This window comes from Arthrobacter sulfonylureivorans (genome assembly GCF_047607445.1).
Lineage (GTDB): Bacteria > Actinomycetota > Actinomycetes > Actinomycetales > Micrococcaceae > Crystallibacter > Crystallibacter sulfonylureivorans_A.
Window position 1 is genome coordinate 27,510 of the sequence record NZ_JBLKRT010000014.1, and the last position, 19,505, is coordinate 47,014.

Sequence of the window (19,505 nt, forward strand, 5' to 3'; positions counted from 1 at the left end):
CATCATCGCCCCCCTACCTGCTCACCGCGCTCCTCGAAGGACCACGGCGGCACGTGTACGTGAGCAGCGGTTCGCACTACGCAGGGCGACCAACGCTTGCAGGGGTCGACTGGCAGGGCCGAACGCCCGGATCGTACGCGGACAGCAAGCTGTTCGTCACCGCGCTGTCCGCCGCGCTCGCCCGAATGTACCCGGAACCGCTCAGCAACGCCGTGGATCCCGGCTGGGTCCCGACCAAGATGGGCGGACCCGGTGCTCCCGACGACCTCGACCTCGGGCACCAAACCCAGGAATGGCTCGCAACCAGCGACCAGGCCCAGGCGCTCACCAGCGGCGGGTACTGGTACCACCGGCAGCGGCAGCAACCGCACCAGGCAGTCAACGACCCTGCCTTCCAAGACCGGCTGCTCCACGCGCTCGCCGAAGAAACCGGAGTGACTCTCTGAGCGGCTTCAGCTGCATGGCGAGATGATGCCAAACTCCCGACCGGCTCCGGGTTAGGCTTCTGCTTGGCTCGTGGGCGGCAAGATAAAGAGCCCTCCCGCGATATGAAGTAAATCGATGGCCGGCATCGAATTATTGAAAAATATTGTGGCCGCACCAGTCCGGATGCCAGCATCTTTCCAACATCCTGAACGGCGCAGATCCAGCTGGGCCGGCTGACCTAAGAAGAAAGCAAGGGGACCATGATCCAGCGCCTGAACGGGTGGGGCCGGGCTGCGGCCAGCATCGCCATGATTGCATTGTTGACGACCACCGCAGGGTGCGGACGCTCCACAGCCCCGGCTGCCAGCGGCGAGACTGGTGCCGCAACGACCGCCGCCGAGGGATCCAGTGCCGAAAGCCTGGTTCCCGCTGACCTGAAGGAAAAAGGGGTCCTCAAGGTCGCCACAGCCGAGGGATACCCTCCTATGGAGATGTATAAGGAAGGGACTACTGAGCTGATCGGTGTGGACCCGGAACTCGCTGAGCTCATCGCCGGCCAACTGGGCCTTGAGTTCCAGATTTCCAACGCGTCCTTCCCCGGCCTGATTCCGGGGCTTCAGTCCAAGCAGTGGGACCTTGCCATCTCCTCGATGAGCGACACCGAAGAGCGCCGGCAGGCAGTCAACTTCATCGACTACTTCGTCGCCGGCGGAGCCGTCATGGTGAACAAGGGAAATCCTGAAGGAATCTCCGGAATTGCCGACCTGTGCGGCAAGAACGTCGTCGGGGCCAAGGGCTCGTCCAATCTGGCCATCCTGCAGGACTACTCCGAGCAGGAATGCAGCACCCCCATGAAGATCTCGGAATCGGAAGACGCACCAACCGGGCTGCTCCAACTGGACACCGGCCGGGCCATCGCCACCATGGTCGACTACCCGGTAGCGATAGAACTGGCGACTAAATCCGGCAAATACGAAGTCCTCGAGGACCAGTACGAGGCCGGGCCCTGGGGCATGGCCGTGGACAAGACGAACCAGGAGTTGACGACCGCAGTGCAGGTCGCCCTCCAGGAACTGATCGACAACGGGGACTACCAGGCCGTGCTTGAGAAGTATGGAGTGACCGACGCAGCCGTTGAGAGCGCGGAAATTAATGCCGGCCAGTAGCGCCGGCACCTCCCAAGTCGGCGACAAGCAGGCGCCGGAGCTTCCGCTCAACGCGAGACGACCGCCGGCGTGGGGTCGCTGGATCGGCGGTACAGCGGCTGGAATCTTCGGGGTGTGGGTCCTCTACATACTGGTGGTGACGCCCAACATCCACTGGGATGTGGTGGCCGCATACATCGCTTCCGGGCCCATCCTCGAGGGTCTCTGGATCACGATTGCCCTCAGCGTCATCTCGATGGCAGCCGGCACCGTCATCGGGTTGGTAGTCGCCATCATGCAGTTGTCCCGGAATCCGGTACTGCGCATTGTTGCCGGGGGGTTTTCCTGGTTTTTCCGCGGCACTCCCCTGTTGGTGCAGCTGCTGTTCTGGTTCAATCTGGGCGTCATCTTTCCCCGACTGGAATTCGGCATCCCCTTCGGCGGTCCCAAATTGTTTGGCGTCGAGGCCTCCATCATCACCCCGTTCATTGCCGGGCTCTTGGGACTGGCGATCAACGAGGGCGCCTACATGTCGCAAATCATCCGTGCAGGCATCCTCTCGGTGGACAACGGCCAGCGGGAAGCGGCCGAGGCGATGGGCATGTCGCGCGCCGGCATCATGGGACGCATCATCCTGCCACAAGCGATGCGTTTCATCCTCCCGCCAACCGGCAACCAGTTCATTTCCATGCTCAAGACGTCGTCGCTGGTATCCATCATCGCCGGGTCAGATCTCATGACTGTGGTGCAGCGGATTTACCTAGGCAACTTCGAGGTCATTTCAATGCTGATCGTCGCTTCGATCTGGTATTTGGTCCTGACGAGCGTGGCCACCGTCGGGCAGCACTTCCTCGAGAAGAAGTACTCAAAGGGCTTCGACGGCAGGACCTCCGTCCGTAGCAAGGTGCTGACCAACCTCGCTCCTATCTCACGACGAAAGCCAGGATTCGATGACTGACGCCGTTGTCCGTGCCCGGTCCATCCGGAAAAGTTTCGGGGACAATGAAATCCTCAAGGGGATCAACCTGGATATTTCCACCGGGGACGTTGTGTGCGTCATCGGGCCGTCCGGATCCGGGAAGACGACGCTGCTGCGCTGCCTCAACCGGCTGGAAGCCATTGACTCGGGCCGAATATGGTTTGACGGAGAGTTGCTCGGATATGTGGAGCAGGCCGACGGGCGTTTGCTGGAACGCAGGTATGAGGACCTGCGGCGGCAGCGCCAGAACATTGGCATGGTTTTCCAACGATTCAATCTGTTCCCGCACCTGACCGCCCTGGAGAATGTCGCCGAAGGGCCCTGGAAGATCAAGGGCCGGTCGAGGGCCGCTGCGGTAGCAAGCGCTGAGGCTCTCCTGTCCAGTGTCGGTCTTGGCGACCGGATGAACTTCTACCCGGCACAGCTGTCAGGCGGCCAGCAGCAGAGGGTAGCGATTGCGCGGGCCCTGGCCATGGAGCCGAAACTCATGCTTTTCGATGAGCCCACGTCCGCCCTTGACCCGGAACTCGTGGGCGAGGTGCTCGCCGTCATGAAGGACCTGGCCAGCACCGGGATGACCATGGTGGTGGTGACCCACGAAATGTCTTTCGCCCGGGAGGTGGCCGACCACGTGATCTTTATGGCCGACGGCGCGATCGTGGAAGCAGGAAGCCCTGAACAAGTACTCGGCAACCCCGAGCACCGGCGCACCGCCGATTTCCTCGCCAGGGTCGGGTAGCGTGTCCGGCGATTACCTGCTGCGCGGTGGCCACGTGGTTGACGGCAGCGGGTCGGTCCCCGTGCGGGCAGACCTCGCCATCGCGAATGGCCGGATCGTTCATCCCGGCGATGTCGACGTGCAGCAAGCAACTGTTCTTGATGTCACCGGGATGGTCGTCAGCCCCGGATTCATCGACGTGCACACCCACTCCGACGCCACGGCGCTGGGTGCGAGCGCCGCAGATCCGTCCCCGGATTTAGCGGCGGCAGCCGCGCGGCAGGGAGTAACGACGGAGATAGCCGGGAACTGTGGGTACTCGCTGTTCCCTGCCGCGACGGAGCCTGCCCACACCACCGGCTTGCGCGAATTCTGCGTTGCACTGCTCGGCCCCGCTGCCGATCCGCTGCCATCGATGGACGCCTTCGCGGCACGCCACGGCGCGGCCGGACGCATCAACAACATCGCCTCGCTGCTGGGCCATTCCAGCTTGCGAGCAGCCGTCATGGGTTTCGCCCAGCGTCGGGCGACCGAATCAGAAACGGCGAAGTTGTGCTCTCTTCTGGACGAGGCCTTGGCTGCAGGGGCAACGGGGTGGTCCTCCGGACTGATTTACCCGCCAGGAACCTACGCAGACACGGCCGAGCTAGTCGCTTTGGGGAAGGTCTCGAAACGGCACGGGGCCCCGTATGTCACCCACCTGCGCGATGAGATGAGCAAAGTGGAGAAGGCCTTGGAGGAGGCGCTGGAGATTGCACGGCGGTCCGGCACTGCCCTGCACGTATCGCACCATAAGACGGCGGGTAGATATGGCATCGGCCGGTCCACCGCCACGCTGGCCATGATGGATGAGGCGCGCTCCCACGGCGTTGATGTCAGCTGCGATGTTTATCCCTATGTGGCTGCCAGCACTTCACTTCATGCCATGCTGCCTCCATGGGCTGCAGACGGCGGTTTCGGCGCCTTGTTGGCCCGGCTCAGGGAACCGGGGCAACGGGACCGGATGCGTGCCTCGATCACCCATGGTGAACCGGACTGGGAAAACACCGTGGGGAATGGCGGATGGGACCGCATTGATATCGCGAGCGCACCGCGCCATCCTCACAGCGAAGGACACAACATCGCCCAGCTGGCGGCACACGCGGGTCAAGACCCGCTGGACTACGTGGCGGACCTGCTGCTGGCTGAATCCGGTGCGGTCACCATCATTTCCCACTCCATGGATGAGGCAGACATGCAGCGGGTGCTGGCGCATCCGGGCACCATGATCGGATCCGACGGCGTGCCCAAGGAAGGCAAACCCCATCCCCGCTGGGCCGGTACCTTCGCTAGAGTCCTCGGCCGCTATGTCCGCGACCTTGGCCTGCTGTCACTGGAAGATGCCATCCGCAGAATGACGGCGCTTCCGGCGCGGAGGTTTGGCCTGGCGGGGAGGGGCCGGCTGGCCCCGGGGGCAGTCGCTGACGTGGCCGTTTTTGACCCGACCGCGGTAACGGATAACGCGACCTTTACGGACCCGTTGCTGCCGCCGACTGGCATCGAGCATGTGTTCGTCTCGGGCACGGAGGTCCTGCGCGGCGGCCGTCTGTTGCAGGCGCGGCCAGGCATGGCGGTGCGGCGGGATCCACGGGCTGAACAGCGCTGAAGCACGCCGGGTGCTAGCCGGCGGAGGCTGAATCGACGGCGGCAATCAGGAGTTCGACTTCTTCACGGATCCGGCTGGCAGTGTTGTGAAGATGCGTCAAGAACGCCGGAACGAGCGGATTGGGGTTGTCCCCACGGGTCGCCGCCCGGATATGCCTGGCAGACGGGTGGGGCGTGGAGAGCCGGCGGAGCGGGACGCGCCGTCGTTCAGCGACAGGGCCAAGGCTGAGAGCGGGAATCAACGCAAAGCCGAGTCCAGCGGACACCATACCGAGGGTGATGTCGTAGTAGTCCGTCCGGCAACGAACGTTCGGTGCGTAGCCCTCCGCGGCACAGATTCTGTCGACTAGCGCCACCTCGTTGTCCATACCCTCTGTGGCAATCCACTGCTCGCTGGCCAGGTCCGCGATCCGTACCGGTCCGTTGGCCCGCTGCCGGTACCCGGGCGGCACGGCAAGGAAGTGGGGATCGACGAGCAGCGGATGGTAGGCGACGCTCGAAGTCCTGCTGTGGGTAATGTTGGAAGGCGCTGCAGCCGAATAGTCGAAGACCACGGCGACGTCGAGTTCGGTGCTCAGCAATCGGGGCAGCAGTTCATGAGGCTGGCCGGGAATGAGATTCAGGTCCACACGGGGACGCTCTGCCATGAACGTGGACAGGGCCGTGGGCACCAAGTGAAGGCCGGCCGAGGCAAAGAAGCCCAAACTCAGGGTGCCACGCTCCCCGCCACCCAGTTCCCGGGCTTCCTGCTCCGCCCGTTCCATCAGGTCGGCGATGGACTCACTGTATTCGGCAAGGCGCCTGCCGGCAGCGGTGAGCCAGACACCCCGTGTGCCCCGCTCGATCAGCTTGGTCTCCAGTTCGCGCTCCAACGTCGAAATCTGGTGCGAGACGGCGGAGGGGGTCAGCTGAAGCTTTTTGGCCGCAGCCGAAATGCTGCCCGTCCTGGACACTTCCAGGAGGGCGCGCAGGCGGCCGGAGGAGAGCATGTGAGCCATTATTCCGCTACCCGCCCCGCCCATGAGAGCATTTCGAACATGCCCGTGTCTTCCCCCTACACTGACGGTGTTCCAGCTGTCTCTCACCTGGCTGTGGATTACCTCGGCCGCGTTCTGGCATCACGCCAGCCCGACGCCGTCGTCTACTCAGCCAGCACGATCAAACTCGCCGTTCTCATCGCCGCCATGCGGCAGGTCGACGCCGGCCGCCTCAGCCTTGACCAGCCGGTGACCGTCAAGGAGCAATTCCGAAGCCGGATCGCCGGCGCCGGCGCCTTCACCTTCGAGGCGGACGAGGTAGACCGAGGGATGCCGCCTTCGGGCAGCACCGTCACGTTGGACGAGGCGTTAGGACGGATGGTCTATGCCTCCTCCAACTCCGGAACGAATATGGTGCTGGAACTGACCGGCATGGATGCCGTAGCCGACGCGCTGGACCTGTGCGGAGCCAAGTCGTCGAAGCTGGAGCGGCTCATCAGTGACCATGCTGCCCGGGATGCAGGCTTCACCCACCAGACGACCGCCGGGGATCTGGTGCGGATCATGCAGGCGATCACGACCGGATCAGTGGCTAAGCCACAGAGCACCGAGTTCATGCTGACGCAGCTTCGTCGGCAGCAGCATCCCGTGATCGGGGCGGAACTGCCGCCGTCAACGGACTGGGGCAGCAAGTCCGGGTGGGTTGACGGGATCCATCATGATGTCGCGTTCGTTGGCAGGCCTGATGCTCCGGGCTCCTACCTTCTTGCTGTCTGCACCCAAGGCTATGAGCAGGCGCAGGCAGTGGAGGTGATCAGCTCAGTAACCGCTGCCGTTCATGCATCTTCCGGAAATCCCTCGGGGCACACTGAGTTTTGGCCCGGGACAGTAGCATGATCTCTTTCCCCTGGGGTATCCCCGGCACCGCCTCTCAGCGGTCATCCCCGTATACTCGAAGCATGCTGATGACCTGCTTAAACCGGGGCCTCGATGCCCAGCAGTCCGCCGTCGAGCAGCGCCGGGGCGAACTGTGAGCGGCGGCCTCGTCGCCCTGCTGGACGACGTCGCAGCCCTGGCCCGGATAGCGGCCGCGTCGCTGGACGACGTCGCAGCCGGGGCCGCCAAAGCGGGCACCAAGGCCGCCGGCGTGGTGATCGACGACGCCGCCGTCACCCCGCAATATGTGTCCGGGGCAGACCCGTCCCGCGAACTGCCGATGATCAAGCGGATCTTCTGGGGTTCGCTCCGGAACAAGCTGTTGATCATCCTGCCCGCACTGCTGCTCATCAGCGCCTTCATCCCTGCGGTCATCCCGTTCATCCTCATGCTGGGCGGCACCTACCTCTGCTACGAGGGTGCCGAAAAGGTGTGGCACAAGGTCCGGGGCCACCACGACGCAGAAGAGGCCCCTGCCGTCGAACGCGGTCCGGCGGCGGAGGGGAAGGTCACCAAGGGCGCTATCACCACCGACTTCATCCTGTCCTGCGAGATCATGGTCATCGCGATGAACGAGGTGGCCGACCAGTCGCTGTGGGTGCGGGCGCTCATCCTGGTGGTGGTGGCGATCGCGATCACGGTGCTCGTGTACGGCGCGGTCGCTCTCATCGTCAAGATGGACGACATCGGCCTGCATCTGACCACGAAAGACTCCGCAGGCTCGAAGCGCTTTGGCGAGCTGCTCGTCAAGGGGATGCCCGCAGTGCTGGCCGCGATCACGTTCGTCGGGACGATCGCCATGCTCTGGGTTGGTGGCCACATCATGCTCCAGGGCGCACACGACCTCGGCTGGCACGCTCCCTATGACCTGGTCCACCTGCTCGAGTCCCCGTTCAGCGGAATCGCAGTGGTCGGCGGCTTCCTGGCTTGGCTCGTGAACACCCTCTGCTCCGCCGTCCTCGGACTGGTCTGGGGCCTTGTGGTCATGGCCGTCCTACACCCACTGCTGAAGGTGCTGCCGTTCGGCAGGAAGAAGGGCGAACACGAAGAGGGCGACGCCCGCGCCGCCGCCGCAGGCCATCAGCCGCCCGGTCGCGACGCCGAACCCAAGTCCTAGCTCCTACGCCGACCGGCCGCCTTCCTGTGGCCTTGGGGCAGCTTTGCCGCCCGCGGCAACTTGAGGAAGTCCCGCACCGCGGGTGGTGGCCTCCGTGCCGCGGCGCTGATGGTGGCGGGGACGCGGCCCGTTCGGCGTTATGGTTGCAGTAGATTTGTATCCGCTGTTTCAGGCTGGTGCCGGAAGGACGTTGATGGCGCATTTTGTGATCATGGGTTGCGGACGCGTGGGCGTCACCCTGGCCCATACCCTGGTTGACTCGGGGCACAGCGTGGCCATCATCGACCAGGACGACAGGGCCTTTCGCCGGCTGCGTTCCGGCTTCACCGGGCGCAAGGTCACCGGGGTTGGGTTTGACCGGGACACGCTGCGGCAGGCCGACATCGAGAACGCCTACGCTTTCGCAGCAGTCTCCAGCGGCGACAACTCCAATATCCTGGCCACGCGTGTGGCGCGTGAAACCTTCCATGTTCCGCACGTGGTGGCGAGGATCTATGATCCCGGCCGCGCGGAAATCTACCAGCGGCTGGGCATCCCCACGGTGGCTGCCGTTCGCTGGAGCGCTGACCAGGTGCTGCGGCGGATCCTGCCGGAGCAGAGCATCAAGGGCGATTTCCGCGAAGCGTCCGGCCGGCTGATCCTGGGCGAAGTGCAGCTGGACGACGGCTGGGTAGGCCGGCAGCTGACCGAGATCGAAGCCGCCTCCGGCGCCCGGGTGGCCTATCTGACGCGCTTTGGTGAAGGAATCCTGCCCGGCCCGGGCACCCGCTATCAGAAGGGCGACATCGTGCACGCCATGATGAGCGTAGATTCAACCTTCGAGATCGACCGGATTCTGTCCAAGCCGCCGGTGGAGGAGTCCGAATGAGAGTCGTCATTGCAGGTGCCGGCAGCGTAGGGTCGTCGATTGCGCGCGAGCTGCTCTCGAACAACCACGACATCCTGCTGATCGACCCGAAACCGGAGGTGATCGGCCGCAGCGGGCTCAAGGGTGCACGCTGGCTCATCGGTGACGCGTGTGAGATCACCACGCTGCGCGAAGCCCGGCTGGAGGATGCCGATGTGGTGGTCTCGGCCACCGGTGACGACAAGGTGAACCTGGTGGTCTCGCTGCTGGCCAAGAGTGAGTTCGGCGTGGGCCGCACCGTGGGACGGGTGAACAATCCAAAAAACGACTGGATGTTCGACGACTCGTGGGGCGTAGACGTTGCGGTGAACACACCGCGCCTGATGACGGCGTTGGTGGAAGAAGCCGTGGAAATCGGCGATCTGGTCCGCCTGCTGACGCTCCAGACCGGTACTTCCTCGATGGTGGAGTTTACTGTTCCCACCGATTCGGCGTTGATCGGCCGCAGGATCGGTTCCATCGACTGGCCTCAGGACGTCACGGTGGTGGCCATCCTGCGCGACGACGCTCCGATCACCCCCAGCCCGGATGATGTGGTGGAAGCCAGCGACGAACTGTTCTTCATCACCACCATCGCCGCGGAGGACGACCTGCGGGCGGTCCTGACAGGGCGGCCGGCCGCCGGAAATTGATTCAGTCGGCCCGCGTTGCCTCGACGGCTGCCGGGCGGGAGACCAGCCAGGCCAGCCACAGGCCCAGTGCGTAGAGCGGAACACCCATGATCAGGCGGGTGGTACCCAGGGCCACGAGCCCCTCATCACCCATGAGGTACAGCGGAACCTGCACTGCCAGCCGCAGGAATAGCACCGCAGTGAGGATCCAGGTGGCGAGGGTGTAAGCCTTGAGCCGCTGCGGCTGCTTCCGCCAGGCGGTCCCCTCGTTGCGAATCAACCCGAAAATGAGTCCCAATGCCGGCCATTTGACGGCAATGGTCACCAGCATGGCCACGATGTAGGCCGCGTTGGTGAAGAAACCCCAAACGTAGAAGTCCTCGGCGCGCCCGGTGCTGTTGGCAACGAACGCGCAGATGGCAACCCCCACCAAGCCGGAGAAGGCCTGGGTGACGGTGCCCCGCTGCACCAGTCGCAGCACGGTAAAGATGGCCGCGGCCGCCAGTGCGCCGATCAGTGCAGGGCCGAGCTCCTGGCCGATGGTGAAGACCACCAGGAAGATCACGCCGGGCAGGATGCTCTCGGCCAGCCCGCGGACACCGCCCACGGTCTTTAAAACGTCAATCTGTCCATCGGCGCTCCGCTGGACCCCGGCACGTGCGGCATAGTTGCTGGCAAATGCTTCGGCAGCGTCCGGCCTCCCCGTGGCCGGTTCTTCGCCGGGGGCGGGGTTGGGCACGGGCTTCTGCCCTGCGTCATACGGGTGACCGCTGTGCTGCGGACGGGAGTCCGGCTGCTGATCTGTCATAGGTCAATTCTCCAACGGGCTGAGGATCTCGTAGCGGGGGTTGTAGATAGTGGCCAGCCCGTCCACATGGAACAGCATGCCCTCGAACGACAGCCGGATGCCGGCCACGATCCCCGGGACACGGTGCTGTCCCAGCCAGACCAGCCTGACTCGTGGGTGTCCGCCGTCGCGGGACTTTCCGGGTAGCTGCTGGCCCGCGTCGGTAACGACGGCGGCAAAACGCGGCGGCCGACCGGGCGGTTCGATGGTTATGGCCTCGACCAAGCCGGTGCCAGCAACGTGGCCGCGCACCGGCAGTTGGGCCATCGGACTGACCCCGGAGACGGGCGGACGCTCAGGCAAATCAGCGAATCTCGGTAATTTCCGGGCCCCGTTCCGGGACAGATAGCCCGGGCTGCGGCGCAGCGGCCTGCTGCTCGGCGGCGCCCTTGGGCATCTTCAGCTGGAGCAGGTCCTTCGGCGGCAGCGGTTGTGTGCCGCGAACCACAATGGTGGAGCGGAACAATTCCTCGAGGTCGGCGGCCTTGGCGCGGTCGAGCGCGGCGGGACCACCGATGACACCGCGCAGGAACCAGCGGGGCCCGTCAATGCCGAGGAACCGGGCTACCCGGTAGCCCTTCTGCCCGTCGGAAGTCTGTGCCGGCAGCTTGGCCACGACTTCGGTACCCATCGGTCCCTCAAACTCCTGGACGGTGCCGCCCTGCGAACCGACGGAGCTGGCGATCTGGGTGCGGATTTCGTCCCACAGGCCCTCGGATTTCGGCGCAGCAAATGCCTGGAGCTGCAGGTTGGATCCGCCAAAGTCCAGCGTCACGGCGACAACCCGCTGAGACTTTTCCTCGATCTCGAGCCGCAGCTGCAGGCCTTCACGGGGGCGGATTTTCAGGGCGCCCAGATCCAGGTAATCGGTTCCGGCGTCCTGTTCGGAGTCGTCGAAGGGGCCGTTGCGGCGGGGACCGCTCTCCGGCGCCTGCTGTGTGGTTTCCTCACTCAGGGCGGACGCCTCGGTAGCCGGCTCTCCGCCGTCGTTCTGGTTCTTCTTTTTGGAACGCCCAAATGCCATAGCTTGAGTTTCCTCTTCCTCCGGTGTTGCACCGGGTTGCTCTCTGTCTGCGCGGCGTGCCGCCGCCTGCGGCAGGTAGCCGCCGCCCTGCTGGCGGGCTTTGCCGCCACCTGGGCCTGCGTCTACTGCGCGCCGAACCCTCCGGTGGACCCGAATCCCCCGGCGCCTCGGGCGGAGTCCGGAAGCTCCGTGACGAGCTCGAAGGCGGCTGTCTCCACCTTCTGGATGACCAGTTGCGCGATCCTGTCGCCCCGCTTGAACGACAGCGTCTCGCTGGAATCGGTATTGAGCAGGGTGACCGAGATTTCGCCCCGGTATCCGGCATCCACGGTGCCAGGGGCATTCACGATGGTCAGTCCGTGCTTGGTGGCCAGACCGGACCGCGGATGCACCAGCGCAACATAACCGTGCGGCAGCGCCAGTGCCACGCCCGTCGGGACCAAAATGCGCTCCCCTGGACCGATCTGGAAGTCAATCCGGGTCCGCAGGTCTGCTCCGGCGTCTCCCGGGTGGGCGTAGGAGGGCGCTTCAAGGCCGTCGTCGAGCATTTTCAGCTGAACGGTCAGTGTTTCAATTGTCTGCTGCACTCGTGATCGTCTGTCCTTGAGAGGGGCGAAGGTGCGGGCTGTTTTCCAGCGTTCCAAAGGCACGCCCGCTGAGATATTCCGCACAACACTCTAGCGCGTTTTCAGCCCTCCCGCCCGCCGACGGGGCTGGTTCCGCCACGGCGGCGGTGGCAAGGTGAAATGGCTGCCAAAAGGTGAAAAGCTGAGTCCATGACACAACCCGCGACCCCTGCAGGCAGCTCCGGTCCCGCCGGCGGTCCTTCCTCCGCGCCCCGCTACGATGAGCGGCTCTGGCCCAACTTCTGGGTCTGGCTGATTGCCGCCGGCACCGCCGCCGCCGTCGTCGTAATGCTGGCCCCGATCAGCATGGCCGCCGGCATCATCGGTGCCATCGTTGCCGCCATCCTGCTGGCCGTCCTGCTGATCGCGTCCACCCCGCGGATCCTGGTGACCGACACCATGCTTCAGGTGGGCCGCGCGCAAATCGAGCGTCGCTATGTGGGGCGCGTGGAGGCATTCACCGGGGAGGCTGCCACCGAGCAGCGCGGTCCCAAGCTGAACGGCACCGCCTACATGTGCATGCGCGGCTGGATTGATCCAGTGGTCACCATCGAGATCACCGACGAAACCGACCTGACACCGTACTGGATCGCCTCGACGCGCCGCCCGCAGCAACTCCTCGCCGCCTTGGACCGTCCCGCCCAGCGCGAGGACTAGCCCGGCGTAGCGTGGCTCCGCCGGCGGCGGCGCCCACCTAGGAGAAGACCGCTGCCACGAGGCCGGTGCCGACGGCAGACGCTACGAGGGCTGGCGCTGTGCAGCTGGCCTGCACAGCACGCAGCTATCCCTCACAGTCCGTGCAATAGAGCAGTCCGTCCTTTTCCTTGGCCACCTGCGACCGGTGGCGTACCAGGAAACAGGAAGCGCAGGTGAATTCATCCTGCTGCGCCGGCAGCACGCGTACCAGCAGTTCCTCGCCGGACAAGTCGGCGCCGGGCAGTTCAAATCCTTCCGCTGCCTCGGCCTCATCCTCGTCGACGACGGAAGACTGCTTGTCGGTGCGCCGATGCGACTTCAGCTCCTCAATGGACTCCTCGCTGGTCTCTTCGTCCGGCTTCCGAGGGGCATCGTAGTCAGTGGCCATTGTTGTTCGTTCACTCCCTTCCGTCTCCAGGTTCATCAAGGCAGGATCCCCCGCCCCGGGACTGATGTCCCGCGCCTGACGAGCCGCTCACACATCAACGTATTCGCCACCGGATTTGTGCCCGTGACGCGAAGATTCTTGCCTATGTAGCGTACGCGTGACAAACTTCACCGCCACCGGGCGCTCGTTCCTGGCTCAAGGCCGGTCGCAATCGACGGCGACCTTGGCCACAAACTCCACGCCACACCTGCAAAAACAATAGGAAAAGCACCGTATCGGTGGCAGAGTTTCAGGCAGAAAGTGTCGTCTGGTGGAGGGTTTTCATGCAGGATCTACGGCTGGTGGGTGTCCATGAGGATGGCGAACATCTGCTGTTGAGCGCAGGTGGAGACGACTACCGTCTGGCGATAGACGAGGCCCTGCGGACAGCGGTGTTCCGACCGACAACCACCCGCGCCCCCGGCGCCGGCGAGCCAACGGAGGCTGGCCTGTCCCCGCGCGAGATCCAGGCGCGCATTCGTGCAGGCGCCACCGCTGAGGAGGTTGCGGCCGAATCCGGCCTCGGCCTCGACCGCATCCGACGCTACGAAAGCCCGGTGCTGGCCGAGCGGCACTACATCGTTGAGCAGGCCCGCAAGGTAGAGGTGGCCGGCCCGTTGCCTGGCCACGACGGCTACCGTTCGGCCTTTGGCGATGAGCCGGCCACCCTGGGCGGCATGGTGGACCACCGGATCCATGCCTTCGGCATCGAACCGGAATCGATGAACTGGGATTCCTGGCGGCGCAGCGACGGCACCTGGGAGATCGTGGCCTCGTTCACCGTCCCGGCTGCACCGGCCACCGATTCGATCGGAGAAGAGCCACCGGCCAGGTGGATCTTCCACGCTTCCCGCCGCACCATCCAGAATGCCAACCGTTGGGCGCAGCAATTGAGCGAGCTCGAGACGGTGGAGGGCCCTGTGCCCGGACGCCGGTTGAAGGCAGTGACCGACCATGTCTTCGACTTCGAGGCCGACACCGAGACAGACCTCGGCCCCAATGACGAGCAGGACGAGGAACAGTCCGCCGAGTCGGAAGAGCTGCTGGAAGTGCTGCGCGCGCGCCGCGGGCAGCGGTTGGGCGTCGATGAGGACGCCGATGACGCGCTGGCCCTAATGCTTACCCAGGGTCCGGTGCCCGCCGCCCATCCCCGGGAGCCGTTTGACGAAGCAGATGAAGATCACGACGACGATGCCCCGGTTCTTCGTCCGCGGGCCGGGTTCCCGCTGACGCTGGCTCCGGCCTATGACGACGGGGCCTTCTCCTCCTTGGAGTTGGAGCACGGCATCAGCACCATCACGCACGAAATCACGCTCTCCGGAGCACCCGAATTCCTCAGGGACTCGCCCGGCGAGGACACTGCCGGCGATGATCCGGACCCGGTTGGCGACGATACCGGAGAAGACGACGTCGAACCGACCGATGACGGGCAGGCCTCCCCCTCCCCTGCCGCCGAGCCTGCCGACGATGCCCGGCCTTCCACCGCGCCGGTCAAAACCGTCACACCGGACAGTACCCTCTGGGCCAGCAACCGGGCCGAGCAGGTTGGGTCCCGGGCGACAGAAGCCGCACCAGCGACCGAAGCCGACGGCTCGGATGATACGGACTCGACGCCGGAACCGCCCAAGCGGACCATCAAGCCCAAGCGGTCCAGCGTCCCCAGCTGGGACGAAATCGTTTTCGGCACCAAACACGACTGACGGCTGCCGGCCTCGATCGGCCGCAGCAGTGGGCGCACATCTCCGGGACGTGCTTCCGGGAAGCGCGTCCCGGACAGCGGATGTTTAGCGGCGTTTGCCCGGGGCGGCCAGCGTCAGCAGGGGAACTTCCCGCTCGGCCTTGGTGAGCGAGCCGTGCTGGCCGACCACGGACATCGCGGTTTCCGGGACCCGGCGGGTGTCGTAGAAAGCCACAGGTTCGCGGGCGGCCACCATCAAGTCACCGATGCGCGGCAGCACCCTGGGATCCACGTGACCGAAGAAACCGTGGCTGATGGCGTCCTCGCGGGTGAAGATCCAGGCCTGGTTTCCGTAGGCGGAGCGCCAGGCTGCAGCCGTTTGTTCGCGGTGCGCGGCAGTGGCATCCGGCTCAAAGTAGAGGTGTACCAACCGGGGCTCGCCCGCGGTGTGCCGGACGCCGGCCACCAGCGCCGGATCGGCCGAGTAATCGAACCGGAATTCTTCGGCCACGTCCAACATGCCGTGATCGGCGGTCAGCAAGAGCAGCGTATCGGCCGGCAGTTGGCGCGTGAGGCGGCGCATGTCCGCATCGAGTTCTTCCAGTTCGCTGCCCCACTGGGCCGAGGCGGCGCCAAACCGGTGGCCGGCTTTGTCCAGTTCGTTGAAGTACAGGTAGACCAGGGCGCGGTCGCTGGCCGCCAGGGCTTCAGCCGCCGCCAGGGTGCGGGCGTGGCTGCTTGCCCCCGGCCGGAAGGAGCTCCCGCGCAGCGCCGCCCGGGTCATCCCGGAGTCGGCGAAGCGGGGAAGACTGACCGTGGTGACCGGCAGGTGTTCCGCCACCTGTTCGAACACGGTTGGATGCGGCTGCCAGACCTGCGGATCAACCTTGGCGTCCCAGCCGCCAAGCTGGTTGACCACCTTGTCCTGGGCCGGGTCCAGGACGTCGTAGCCGACCATGCCGTGCAGGCCCGGCGCCAGTCCGGTCCCCAAGCTGGCGAGGGAAGCCGCCGTCGTCGAGGGAAAAGCGCTGCCGAGGGTGCGCGAGTTCTCCATGGCCTGGCGCAGGAAGGGTGCGTGTCCGCCGCGCTGCTTCAGCAGCGCCTTGCCCAGCCCGTCCACCATGACCACGCAGATGCGCCTGGCCTGCGGCAGTTGCAGGACATTGTTGAAGCCATCGGCGCCCAGGGCGGCGGCGGCACTGGTCATGACCTCGGCCAGGGAGTTGCGGCCATAGCCCGGGGCGGCCGGAAGCGGTGTGTGTGTCAGGGTCACTCAGTCAGTCCCGCAGATCAGCGGCCGTGGTGTCCGCGGACCAAACGGTTGCCGATCCGCGGCCGCGGCTGCACCGGGCCCGACGCGGCCGGTTCGGGGTGGCTGGTGCTGACCTTGCGCAGTGCCCGGGCGAAATCCTTGGCGTTCTGCACCGCTTGCAGGCCGTCGGCCTCCGCACTGACGCGCAGCACGATGTCCTCCTGGACAATGTTGCCGGTATAGCCATGGTCGGCATCGCACTGCGGATCGCCGCAGCCGGCCGGGCCCATGTCCAGGCGCTGGCCGCCGGACCAAGCGATGGCCAGGGTCAACTCGCGGGCCTGGTCGGCGGAGGTGTAGTTCTGCGGCTGGGCGTAGACGTAGCTGAGCACTACCGAACGAATCTGGCTGACCGGCACGGACTCGGTGGAAATCTGCGCCACCATCTGCTCGCCCTCGTCGTCCAGTTGCTGGTCGTCCACGTGGGTGATCACCAGCATGTCCTCGGTGAGCACCAGCACGGTGATGTGGCGGTGCACCTCGTTGCGGTCGAAGTGTGTCTCCAGGTGGACTAAATGCGACAGCGGCTCGCGCTGGTCCAGGGCGTCGTGGACCACATCGGAAACCAGCAGCGGGTAGAAGCCTGCCCGGTTGAGGGCGTCGTCAAGACTGCGGCGTTCGGCCGTCGAAAGGTGGCTCATATACTCCATAATCCCCTACCCTGCGGCCAGATGGCCAACGCAGGCTCAGTCACGCATGGCGCGCCGCGCGCTGTCTGTCCGGTGCGCGTGGTTGCCGAGCCTGATCTCCGCGTTCAGCACGGCGAGGCTGTGATTGGAGAGCTGGACCGGATTGAGCTCCAGCAGCGCCACCTCGGGGTGCTCATCCTTTAGTTGCGCGACCCGGGCGATCAGGTCCTCCAGCGCGGGAACGTCCACGGCAGGCAGGCCCTGATAGCCGAAGAGCTTGCTGGCGGCGCGCGGCCCGCGGACCAAATCCGCCACATCCACGGTGGTCAGCGGCGGGATCCGGTGCGACCAGTCCCCCAACAGGTTCACGGCGTCGCCGGCCAGTCCGAAGGACACGACTGGGCCGAGCAGCGGATCTTCGATGGCGCGGATGGTGCAGGCCTGCCCCGCCGGCACCATGGACTGGACTTCCAGCGGTATGTCGCCGAACTGGGCCAGGCTGGCCCGCATGTGCGCAATGTTGGCCCGGAGGGTCGCGGCGTCGGTGATGTTCAACCGGACACCGCCCAGGTCAAGCCGCTGCCGCAGCCGGGCATCGGTGGTCTTCAGGGCCACGGGCCAGCCGAGCCGCTCGGCGGCCGCCACCGCCTCGTCGTCGCTGGTGAAGGCGGCGGACTCCTGCACGGTGATGCCGTAGCAGCCCAGCAGCCCGGCGGCCTGAGCGCGGGTGGGTGTGAGCAGGTCGGTCCCGGTCACCCCGGCCAGCAGGGCGTCGATCTGCTGCTGTGATGCGGCAGGGTCGCAGCCGGTCGATTCGGTGTATTCGCCCTTGTCGCGGGCCTTCCATTCGGCATAGCGGACGACGGCGGCCAGCGCGTTCACGGCGCTTCCCGGGCTGGCGAAACACGGCAGCGCCCGCTGCAGTCCGCCCGCCGCGGATTCCGGATCCGCCGCGGGTGTTGAACCGGCCAGGGATTCATCGCCGGCTGCCAGCAAACCGTCGGTGCGTTCGGCCAGATCGAGCACGCCGGTAAAGGAGGCCACCAGCGGTTTGCCCGCCTCTTCGGCGCACTCGCGGAGCACTTCGGCCAGCACTGGGGTCGGGATTCCCGTCGCCGGCAGAAGGGTGACGACGGCGGCGTGCACCTCCGGCGCCGACAGCGCATGCCGCACGCGCTGGCGAAGCACCGGCAGCGCCTTGGACTGGCCGGTATTCAGGTCCATCCCGGTTTCCAGCCGGACGACGTCCAATTGGTGGGCCTTGGCTGCATCGGCCACTACATTGCCCAGAGCCAAGGAGTTGCTGAAGACGGCCAGATTCGCTCCGGCCGGGAGCGGCTGGCTGACCAGGATCTGCGCCACGTCCATCAGCTCTTCGTTGGTCTCCACGCGGATCACGCCGGATTGACGGAACATCGCGTCCAGCGCGCCCACCGGCGCCTGGGTGGTCCGCACCGCGTGGCCTGGCGGCAGCTGCAGTCCCATCACGTCGGACTTGGCCACGATCACGGGCTTGCTGAGCGAGAGCCGGCGCGCGATCCGGGAAAACTTACGCGGGTTGCCGATGGACTCCAGATACAGCCCCACCGCCTTGGTGGCCGCGTCATCTTCCCAGTACTGCATCACGTCATTGCCGGAGACGTCGGCCCGGTTGCCGCCGGACACCATGGAGGACAGGCCGAGCCCGCGCCGGCTGGCGGCGGTGTAGAGCAGCACGCCGATCGCTGCCGACTGGCTGAACAGCCCCAGCGGTCCGCGCCGCGGCATGGCAGGGGCCATGGACGCATTCAGCGACACCGCCGGATCGGTGTTCAGCAGCCCCAGCGAACCAGGGCCGATCACGCGCATCCCGTGGGCTCGGGCCTGGCGGACCAGCTCGCGCTGCCGCTGCAGCCCTTCGGCGCCGGCCTGGGAGAAGCCGTCGCTGGCCACCAGGATTCCTTTGACCCCGGCGGCGGCACATTCGCGCGCCACCTTGGATACCTCGTCATACGGCACGGCCACCACGGCCAGTTCCACCGGCTCCGGGACCTCGGCGATGGTCCCGTAGGAGATCATGCCATTCAGTTCAAAGGCCTGCGGGTTGATGGCGTAGACGGGGCCGGTGAAGCCGCCCTCGATGATGTTCTCCAGCAGCGAGTAGCCGACGCTGCCCCAGTCCCGGCTGGCGCCAATCACCGCCACGGAGCGCGGTGCCAGCAAAGCGGCAACGCTCTTGGCCTCGGCCCTGTGTTCGCGGGAGGCCATGACCGCACGGGACCGTTCGGTGGGATCAAGATCGAATTCCAGGGCGACCACACCGTCGTCGAAATGCCGCCGCACTTCATAGCCGGCGTCGTTGAACACCGTGATCATCTTGCGGTTCTCCGGCAGCACCTCGGCGGAAAATTTGCTGATGCGGTTTTCCCGGGCCGCCGCCGCCAGATGCTCCAGCAGGATGGAGCCTAGTCCGCGGCCCTGGTGGACGTCCGAAATGTTGAAGGCCACTTCGGCCTCGGCGGGATTGTCCAGCCGGTCGTAGCGGCCGATGCCGATGATTTCATCGCCGATGGTGATCACGAAGGCAACGCGGTTCATGTAGTCAACGTTGGTGAAACGGGCAAGCTCGCGTGCACTGAGCTTGGCCTTGAAGGTGAAGAAGCGCAGGTAGATGGAGCTTTCCGACTGGCCCACATGGAAGGCTTGAAGCGCCTCGGCGTCGGCAGGGACTATCGGGCGCAGGTGTGCCGTTCCGCCGTCGCGCAGCACGACATCTGCTTCCCAATAATCCGGATAATCCGGGGAATCCGCCTCTTGCGCCATAAAC

At 65.6% G+C, this 19,505-nt stretch carries 20 protein-coding genes; 11 read left to right on the forward strand and 9 right to left on the reverse strand.

Translation table 11 applies throughout. The annotated features are described in order from the left end of the window. Window positions 1-53: 53 nt before the first annotated feature. From ACMX2H_RS08620 to ACMX2H_RS08640, 5 genes are all read left to right on the forward strand, one after another. Window positions 54-446, forward strand: coding sequence for a Rossmann-fold NAD(P)-binding domain-containing protein (locus tag ACMX2H_RS08620; RefSeq protein WP_414960157.1), 393 nt, complete (start codon window positions 54-56; stop codon window positions 444-446). A gap of 240 nt (window positions 447-686) precedes the next feature. Further along, entirely contained in the window at window positions 687-1,592 is a 906-nt protein-coding gene (locus tag ACMX2H_RS08625) for an ABC transporter substrate-binding protein (protein WP_414960101.1), read from the forward strand. Further along, complete coding sequence (locus ACMX2H_RS08630; RefSeq protein ID WP_414960102.1) at window positions 1,579-2,529, forward strand: amino acid ABC transporter permease; 951 nt, start codon at window positions 1,579-1,581, stop codon at window positions 2,527-2,529. Before ACMX2H_RS08625 ends, ACMX2H_RS08630 begins: the two co-directional genes overlap by 14 nt. Next, entirely contained in the window at window positions 2,522-3,289 is a 768-nt protein-coding gene (locus ACMX2H_RS08635; protein ID WP_414960103.1) for an amino acid ABC transporter ATP-binding protein, read from the forward strand. The genes ACMX2H_RS08630 and ACMX2H_RS08635 overlap by 8 nt, the downstream gene beginning before the upstream one ends. 1 nt (window position 3,290) lies before the next feature. Beyond that, a complete protein-coding gene (locus ACMX2H_RS08640; protein ID WP_414960104.1) occupies window positions 3,291-4,913 on the forward strand; it encodes an N-acyl-D-amino-acid deacylase family protein in 1,623 nt (540 codons plus the stop codon). Between the two features lie 13 nt (window positions 4,914-4,926). Here ACMX2H_RS08640 and ACMX2H_RS08645 read toward each other — a convergent pair whose 3' ends face one another. Continuing rightward, window positions 4,927-5,901: a LysR family transcriptional regulator gene (locus ACMX2H_RS08645; protein WP_414960105.1), complete on the reverse strand. Its 975-nt coding sequence runs from the start codon at window positions 5,899-5,901 to the stop codon at window positions 4,927-4,929. On the opposite strand from ACMX2H_RS08645, the gene ACMX2H_RS08650 reads away from it, so the two are divergent. The 4 genes from ACMX2H_RS08650 to ACMX2H_RS08665 all read left to right on the forward strand — a co-directional run bounded on the left by ACMX2H_RS08650 (window position 5,902) and on the right by ACMX2H_RS08665 (window position 9,481). After that, entirely contained in the window at window positions 5,902-6,786 is an 885-nt protein-coding gene (locus ACMX2H_RS08650) for a serine hydrolase (RefSeq protein ID WP_414960106.1), read from the forward strand. It abuts the gene before it with no gap. A 133-nt stretch (window positions 6,787-6,919) separates the two neighbouring features. Continuing rightward, window positions 6,920-7,942, forward strand: coding sequence for a DUF808 domain-containing protein (locus ACMX2H_RS08655; protein ID WP_414960107.1), 1,023 nt, complete (start codon window positions 6,920-6,922; stop codon window positions 7,940-7,942). A gap of 193 nt (window positions 7,943-8,135) precedes the next feature. Continuing rightward, complete coding sequence (locus ACMX2H_RS08660; RefSeq protein WP_136785120.1) at window positions 8,136-8,810, forward strand: potassium channel family protein; 675 nt, start codon at window positions 8,136-8,138, stop codon at window positions 8,808-8,810. Continuing rightward, entirely contained in the window at window positions 8,807-9,481 is a 675-nt protein-coding gene (locus ACMX2H_RS08665; protein ID WP_414960108.1) for a potassium channel family protein, read from the forward strand. Before ACMX2H_RS08660 ends, ACMX2H_RS08665 begins: the two co-directional genes overlap by 4 nt. 1 nt (window position 9,482) lies before the next feature. On the opposite strand, the gene ACMX2H_RS08670 is transcribed toward ACMX2H_RS08665, so the two are convergent. The 4 genes from ACMX2H_RS08670 to dut all read right to left on the reverse strand — a co-directional run bounded on the left by ACMX2H_RS08670 (window position 9,483) and on the right by dut (window position 11,918). Next, window positions 9,483-10,268, reverse strand: coding sequence for a DUF3159 domain-containing protein (locus tag ACMX2H_RS08670; RefSeq protein ID WP_414960109.1), 786 nt, complete (start codon window positions 10,266-10,268; stop codon window positions 9,483-9,485). A gap of 3 nt (window positions 10,269-10,271) precedes the next feature. Then, on the reverse strand, window positions 10,272-10,610 hold the full coding sequence (locus tag ACMX2H_RS08675; RefSeq protein ID WP_414960110.1) for a hypothetical protein: 339 nt from the start codon (window positions 10,608-10,610) through the stop codon (window positions 10,272-10,274). Window position 10,611: 1 nt separating this feature from the next. Then, window positions 10,612-11,331, reverse strand: coding sequence for a DUF3710 domain-containing protein (locus ACMX2H_RS08680; protein WP_414960111.1), 720 nt, complete (start codon window positions 11,329-11,331; stop codon window positions 10,612-10,614). A 122-nt stretch (window positions 11,332-11,453) separates the two neighbouring features. Then, entirely contained in the window at window positions 11,454-11,918 is a 465-nt protein-coding gene (dut, locus tag ACMX2H_RS08685) for a dUTP diphosphatase (protein WP_414960112.1), read from the reverse strand. Between the two features lie 189 nt (window positions 11,919-12,107). Here dut and ACMX2H_RS08690 point away from each other — a divergent pair, with 189 nt between their 5' ends. Then, window positions 12,108-12,614 carry a DUF3093 domain-containing protein gene (locus ACMX2H_RS08690; protein WP_414960113.1) on the forward strand — a complete coding sequence of 169 codons (507 nt, stop codon included), beginning with the start codon at window positions 12,108-12,110 and terminating at the stop codon, window positions 12,612-12,614. A gap of 124 nt (window positions 12,615-12,738) precedes the next feature. Here the strand turns inward: ACMX2H_RS08690 and ACMX2H_RS08695 are convergent, their stop codons facing one another. After that, window positions 12,739-13,041 (reverse strand): DUF4193 domain-containing protein, encoded by a 303-nt coding sequence (locus tag ACMX2H_RS08695; protein ID WP_127515375.1) that lies wholly within the window; start codon window positions 13,039-13,041, stop codon window positions 12,739-12,741. A 323-nt stretch (window positions 13,042-13,364) separates the two neighbouring features. Here ACMX2H_RS08695 and sepH point away from each other — a divergent pair, with 323 nt between their 5' ends. Then, window positions 13,365-14,780: a septation protein SepH gene (gene sepH, locus ACMX2H_RS08700; RefSeq protein ID WP_414960114.1), complete on the forward strand. Its 1,416-nt coding sequence runs from the start codon at window positions 13,365-13,367 to the stop codon at window positions 14,778-14,780. Window positions 14,781-14,864: 84 nt separating this feature from the next. On the opposite strand, the gene ACMX2H_RS08705 is transcribed toward sepH, so the two are convergent. The 3 genes from ACMX2H_RS08705 to ACMX2H_RS08715 form a co-directional block, all read right to left on the reverse strand. After that, complete coding sequence (locus ACMX2H_RS08705) at window positions 14,865-15,965, reverse strand: alkaline phosphatase family protein (RefSeq protein WP_414960154.1); 1,101 nt, start codon at window positions 15,963-15,965, stop codon at window positions 14,865-14,867. A gap of 83 nt (window positions 15,966-16,048) precedes the next feature. Continuing rightward, window positions 16,049-16,720, reverse strand: a complete 672-nt coding sequence (locus ACMX2H_RS08710) for a DUF5998 family protein (RefSeq protein WP_414960115.1) — start codon at window positions 16,718-16,720, stop codon at window positions 16,049-16,051. A gap of 36 nt (window positions 16,721-16,756) precedes the next feature. Beyond that, on the reverse strand, window positions 16,757-19,501 hold the full coding sequence (locus ACMX2H_RS08715) for a bifunctional acetate--CoA ligase family protein/GNAT family N-acetyltransferase (protein ID WP_414960116.1): 2,745 nt from the start codon (window positions 19,499-19,501) through the stop codon (window positions 16,757-16,759). Between the last annotated feature and the right edge of the window lie 4 nt (window positions 19,502-19,505).

What these genes read in the sequence shown, in the direction of transcription:
- ACMX2H_RS08645 (WP_414960105.1), bottom strand. Translation starts at nt 5,901, where the DNA reads ATGCTCTCCTCCGGCCGCCTGCGCGCCCTCCTGGAAGTGTCCAGGACG.
- ACMX2H_RS08625 (WP_414960101.1), top strand. Translation starts at nt 687, where the DNA reads ATGATCCAGCGCCTGAACGGGTGGGGCCGGGCTGCGGCCAGCATCGCC.
- ACMX2H_RS08690 (WP_414960113.1), top strand. Translation starts at nt 12,108, where the DNA reads ATGACACAACCCGCGACCCCTGCAGGCAGCTCCGGTCCCGCCGGCGGT.
- ACMX2H_RS08695 (WP_127515375.1), bottom strand. Translation starts at nt 13,041, where the DNA reads ATGGCCACTGACTACGATGCCCCTCGGAAGCCGGACGAAGAGACCAGC.
- ACMX2H_RS08660 (WP_136785120.1), top strand. Translation starts at nt 8,136, where the DNA reads ATGGCGCATTTTGTGATCATGGGTTGCGGACGCGTGGGCGTCACCCTG.
- ACMX2H_RS08680 (WP_414960111.1), bottom strand. Translation starts at nt 11,331, where the DNA reads ATGGCATTTGGGCGTTCCAAAAAGAAGAACCAGAACGACGGCGGAGAG.
- ACMX2H_RS08705 (WP_414960154.1), bottom strand. Translation starts at nt 15,965, where the DNA reads ATGACCAGTGCCGCCGCCGCCCTGGGCGCCGATGGCTTCAACAATGTC.
- ACMX2H_RS08710 (WP_414960115.1), bottom strand. Translation starts at nt 16,720, where the DNA reads ATGGAGTATATGAGCCACCTTTCGACGGCCGAACGCCGCAGTCTTGAC.
- ACMX2H_RS08665 (WP_414960108.1), top strand. Translation starts at nt 8,807, where the DNA reads ATGAGAGTCGTCATTGCAGGTGCCGGCAGCGTAGGGTCGTCGATTGCG.
- ACMX2H_RS08635 (WP_414960103.1), top strand. Translation starts at nt 2,522, where the DNA reads ATGACTGACGCCGTTGTCCGTGCCCGGTCCATCCGGAAAAGTTTCGGG.
- ACMX2H_RS08715 (WP_414960116.1), bottom strand. Translation starts at nt 19,501, where the DNA reads ATGGCGCAAGAGGCGGATTCCCCGGATTATCCGGATTATTGGGAAGCA.
- ACMX2H_RS08630 (WP_414960102.1), top strand. Translation starts at nt 1,579, where the DNA reads ATGCCGGCCAGTAGCGCCGGCACCTCCCAAGTCGGCGACAAGCAGGCG.
- ACMX2H_RS08670 (WP_414960109.1), bottom strand. Translation starts at nt 10,268, where the DNA reads ATGACAGATCAGCAGCCGGACTCCCGTCCGCAGCACAGCGGTCACCCG.
- sepH (WP_414960114.1), top strand. Translation starts at nt 13,365, where the DNA reads ATGCAGGATCTACGGCTGGTGGGTGTCCATGAGGATGGCGAACATCTG.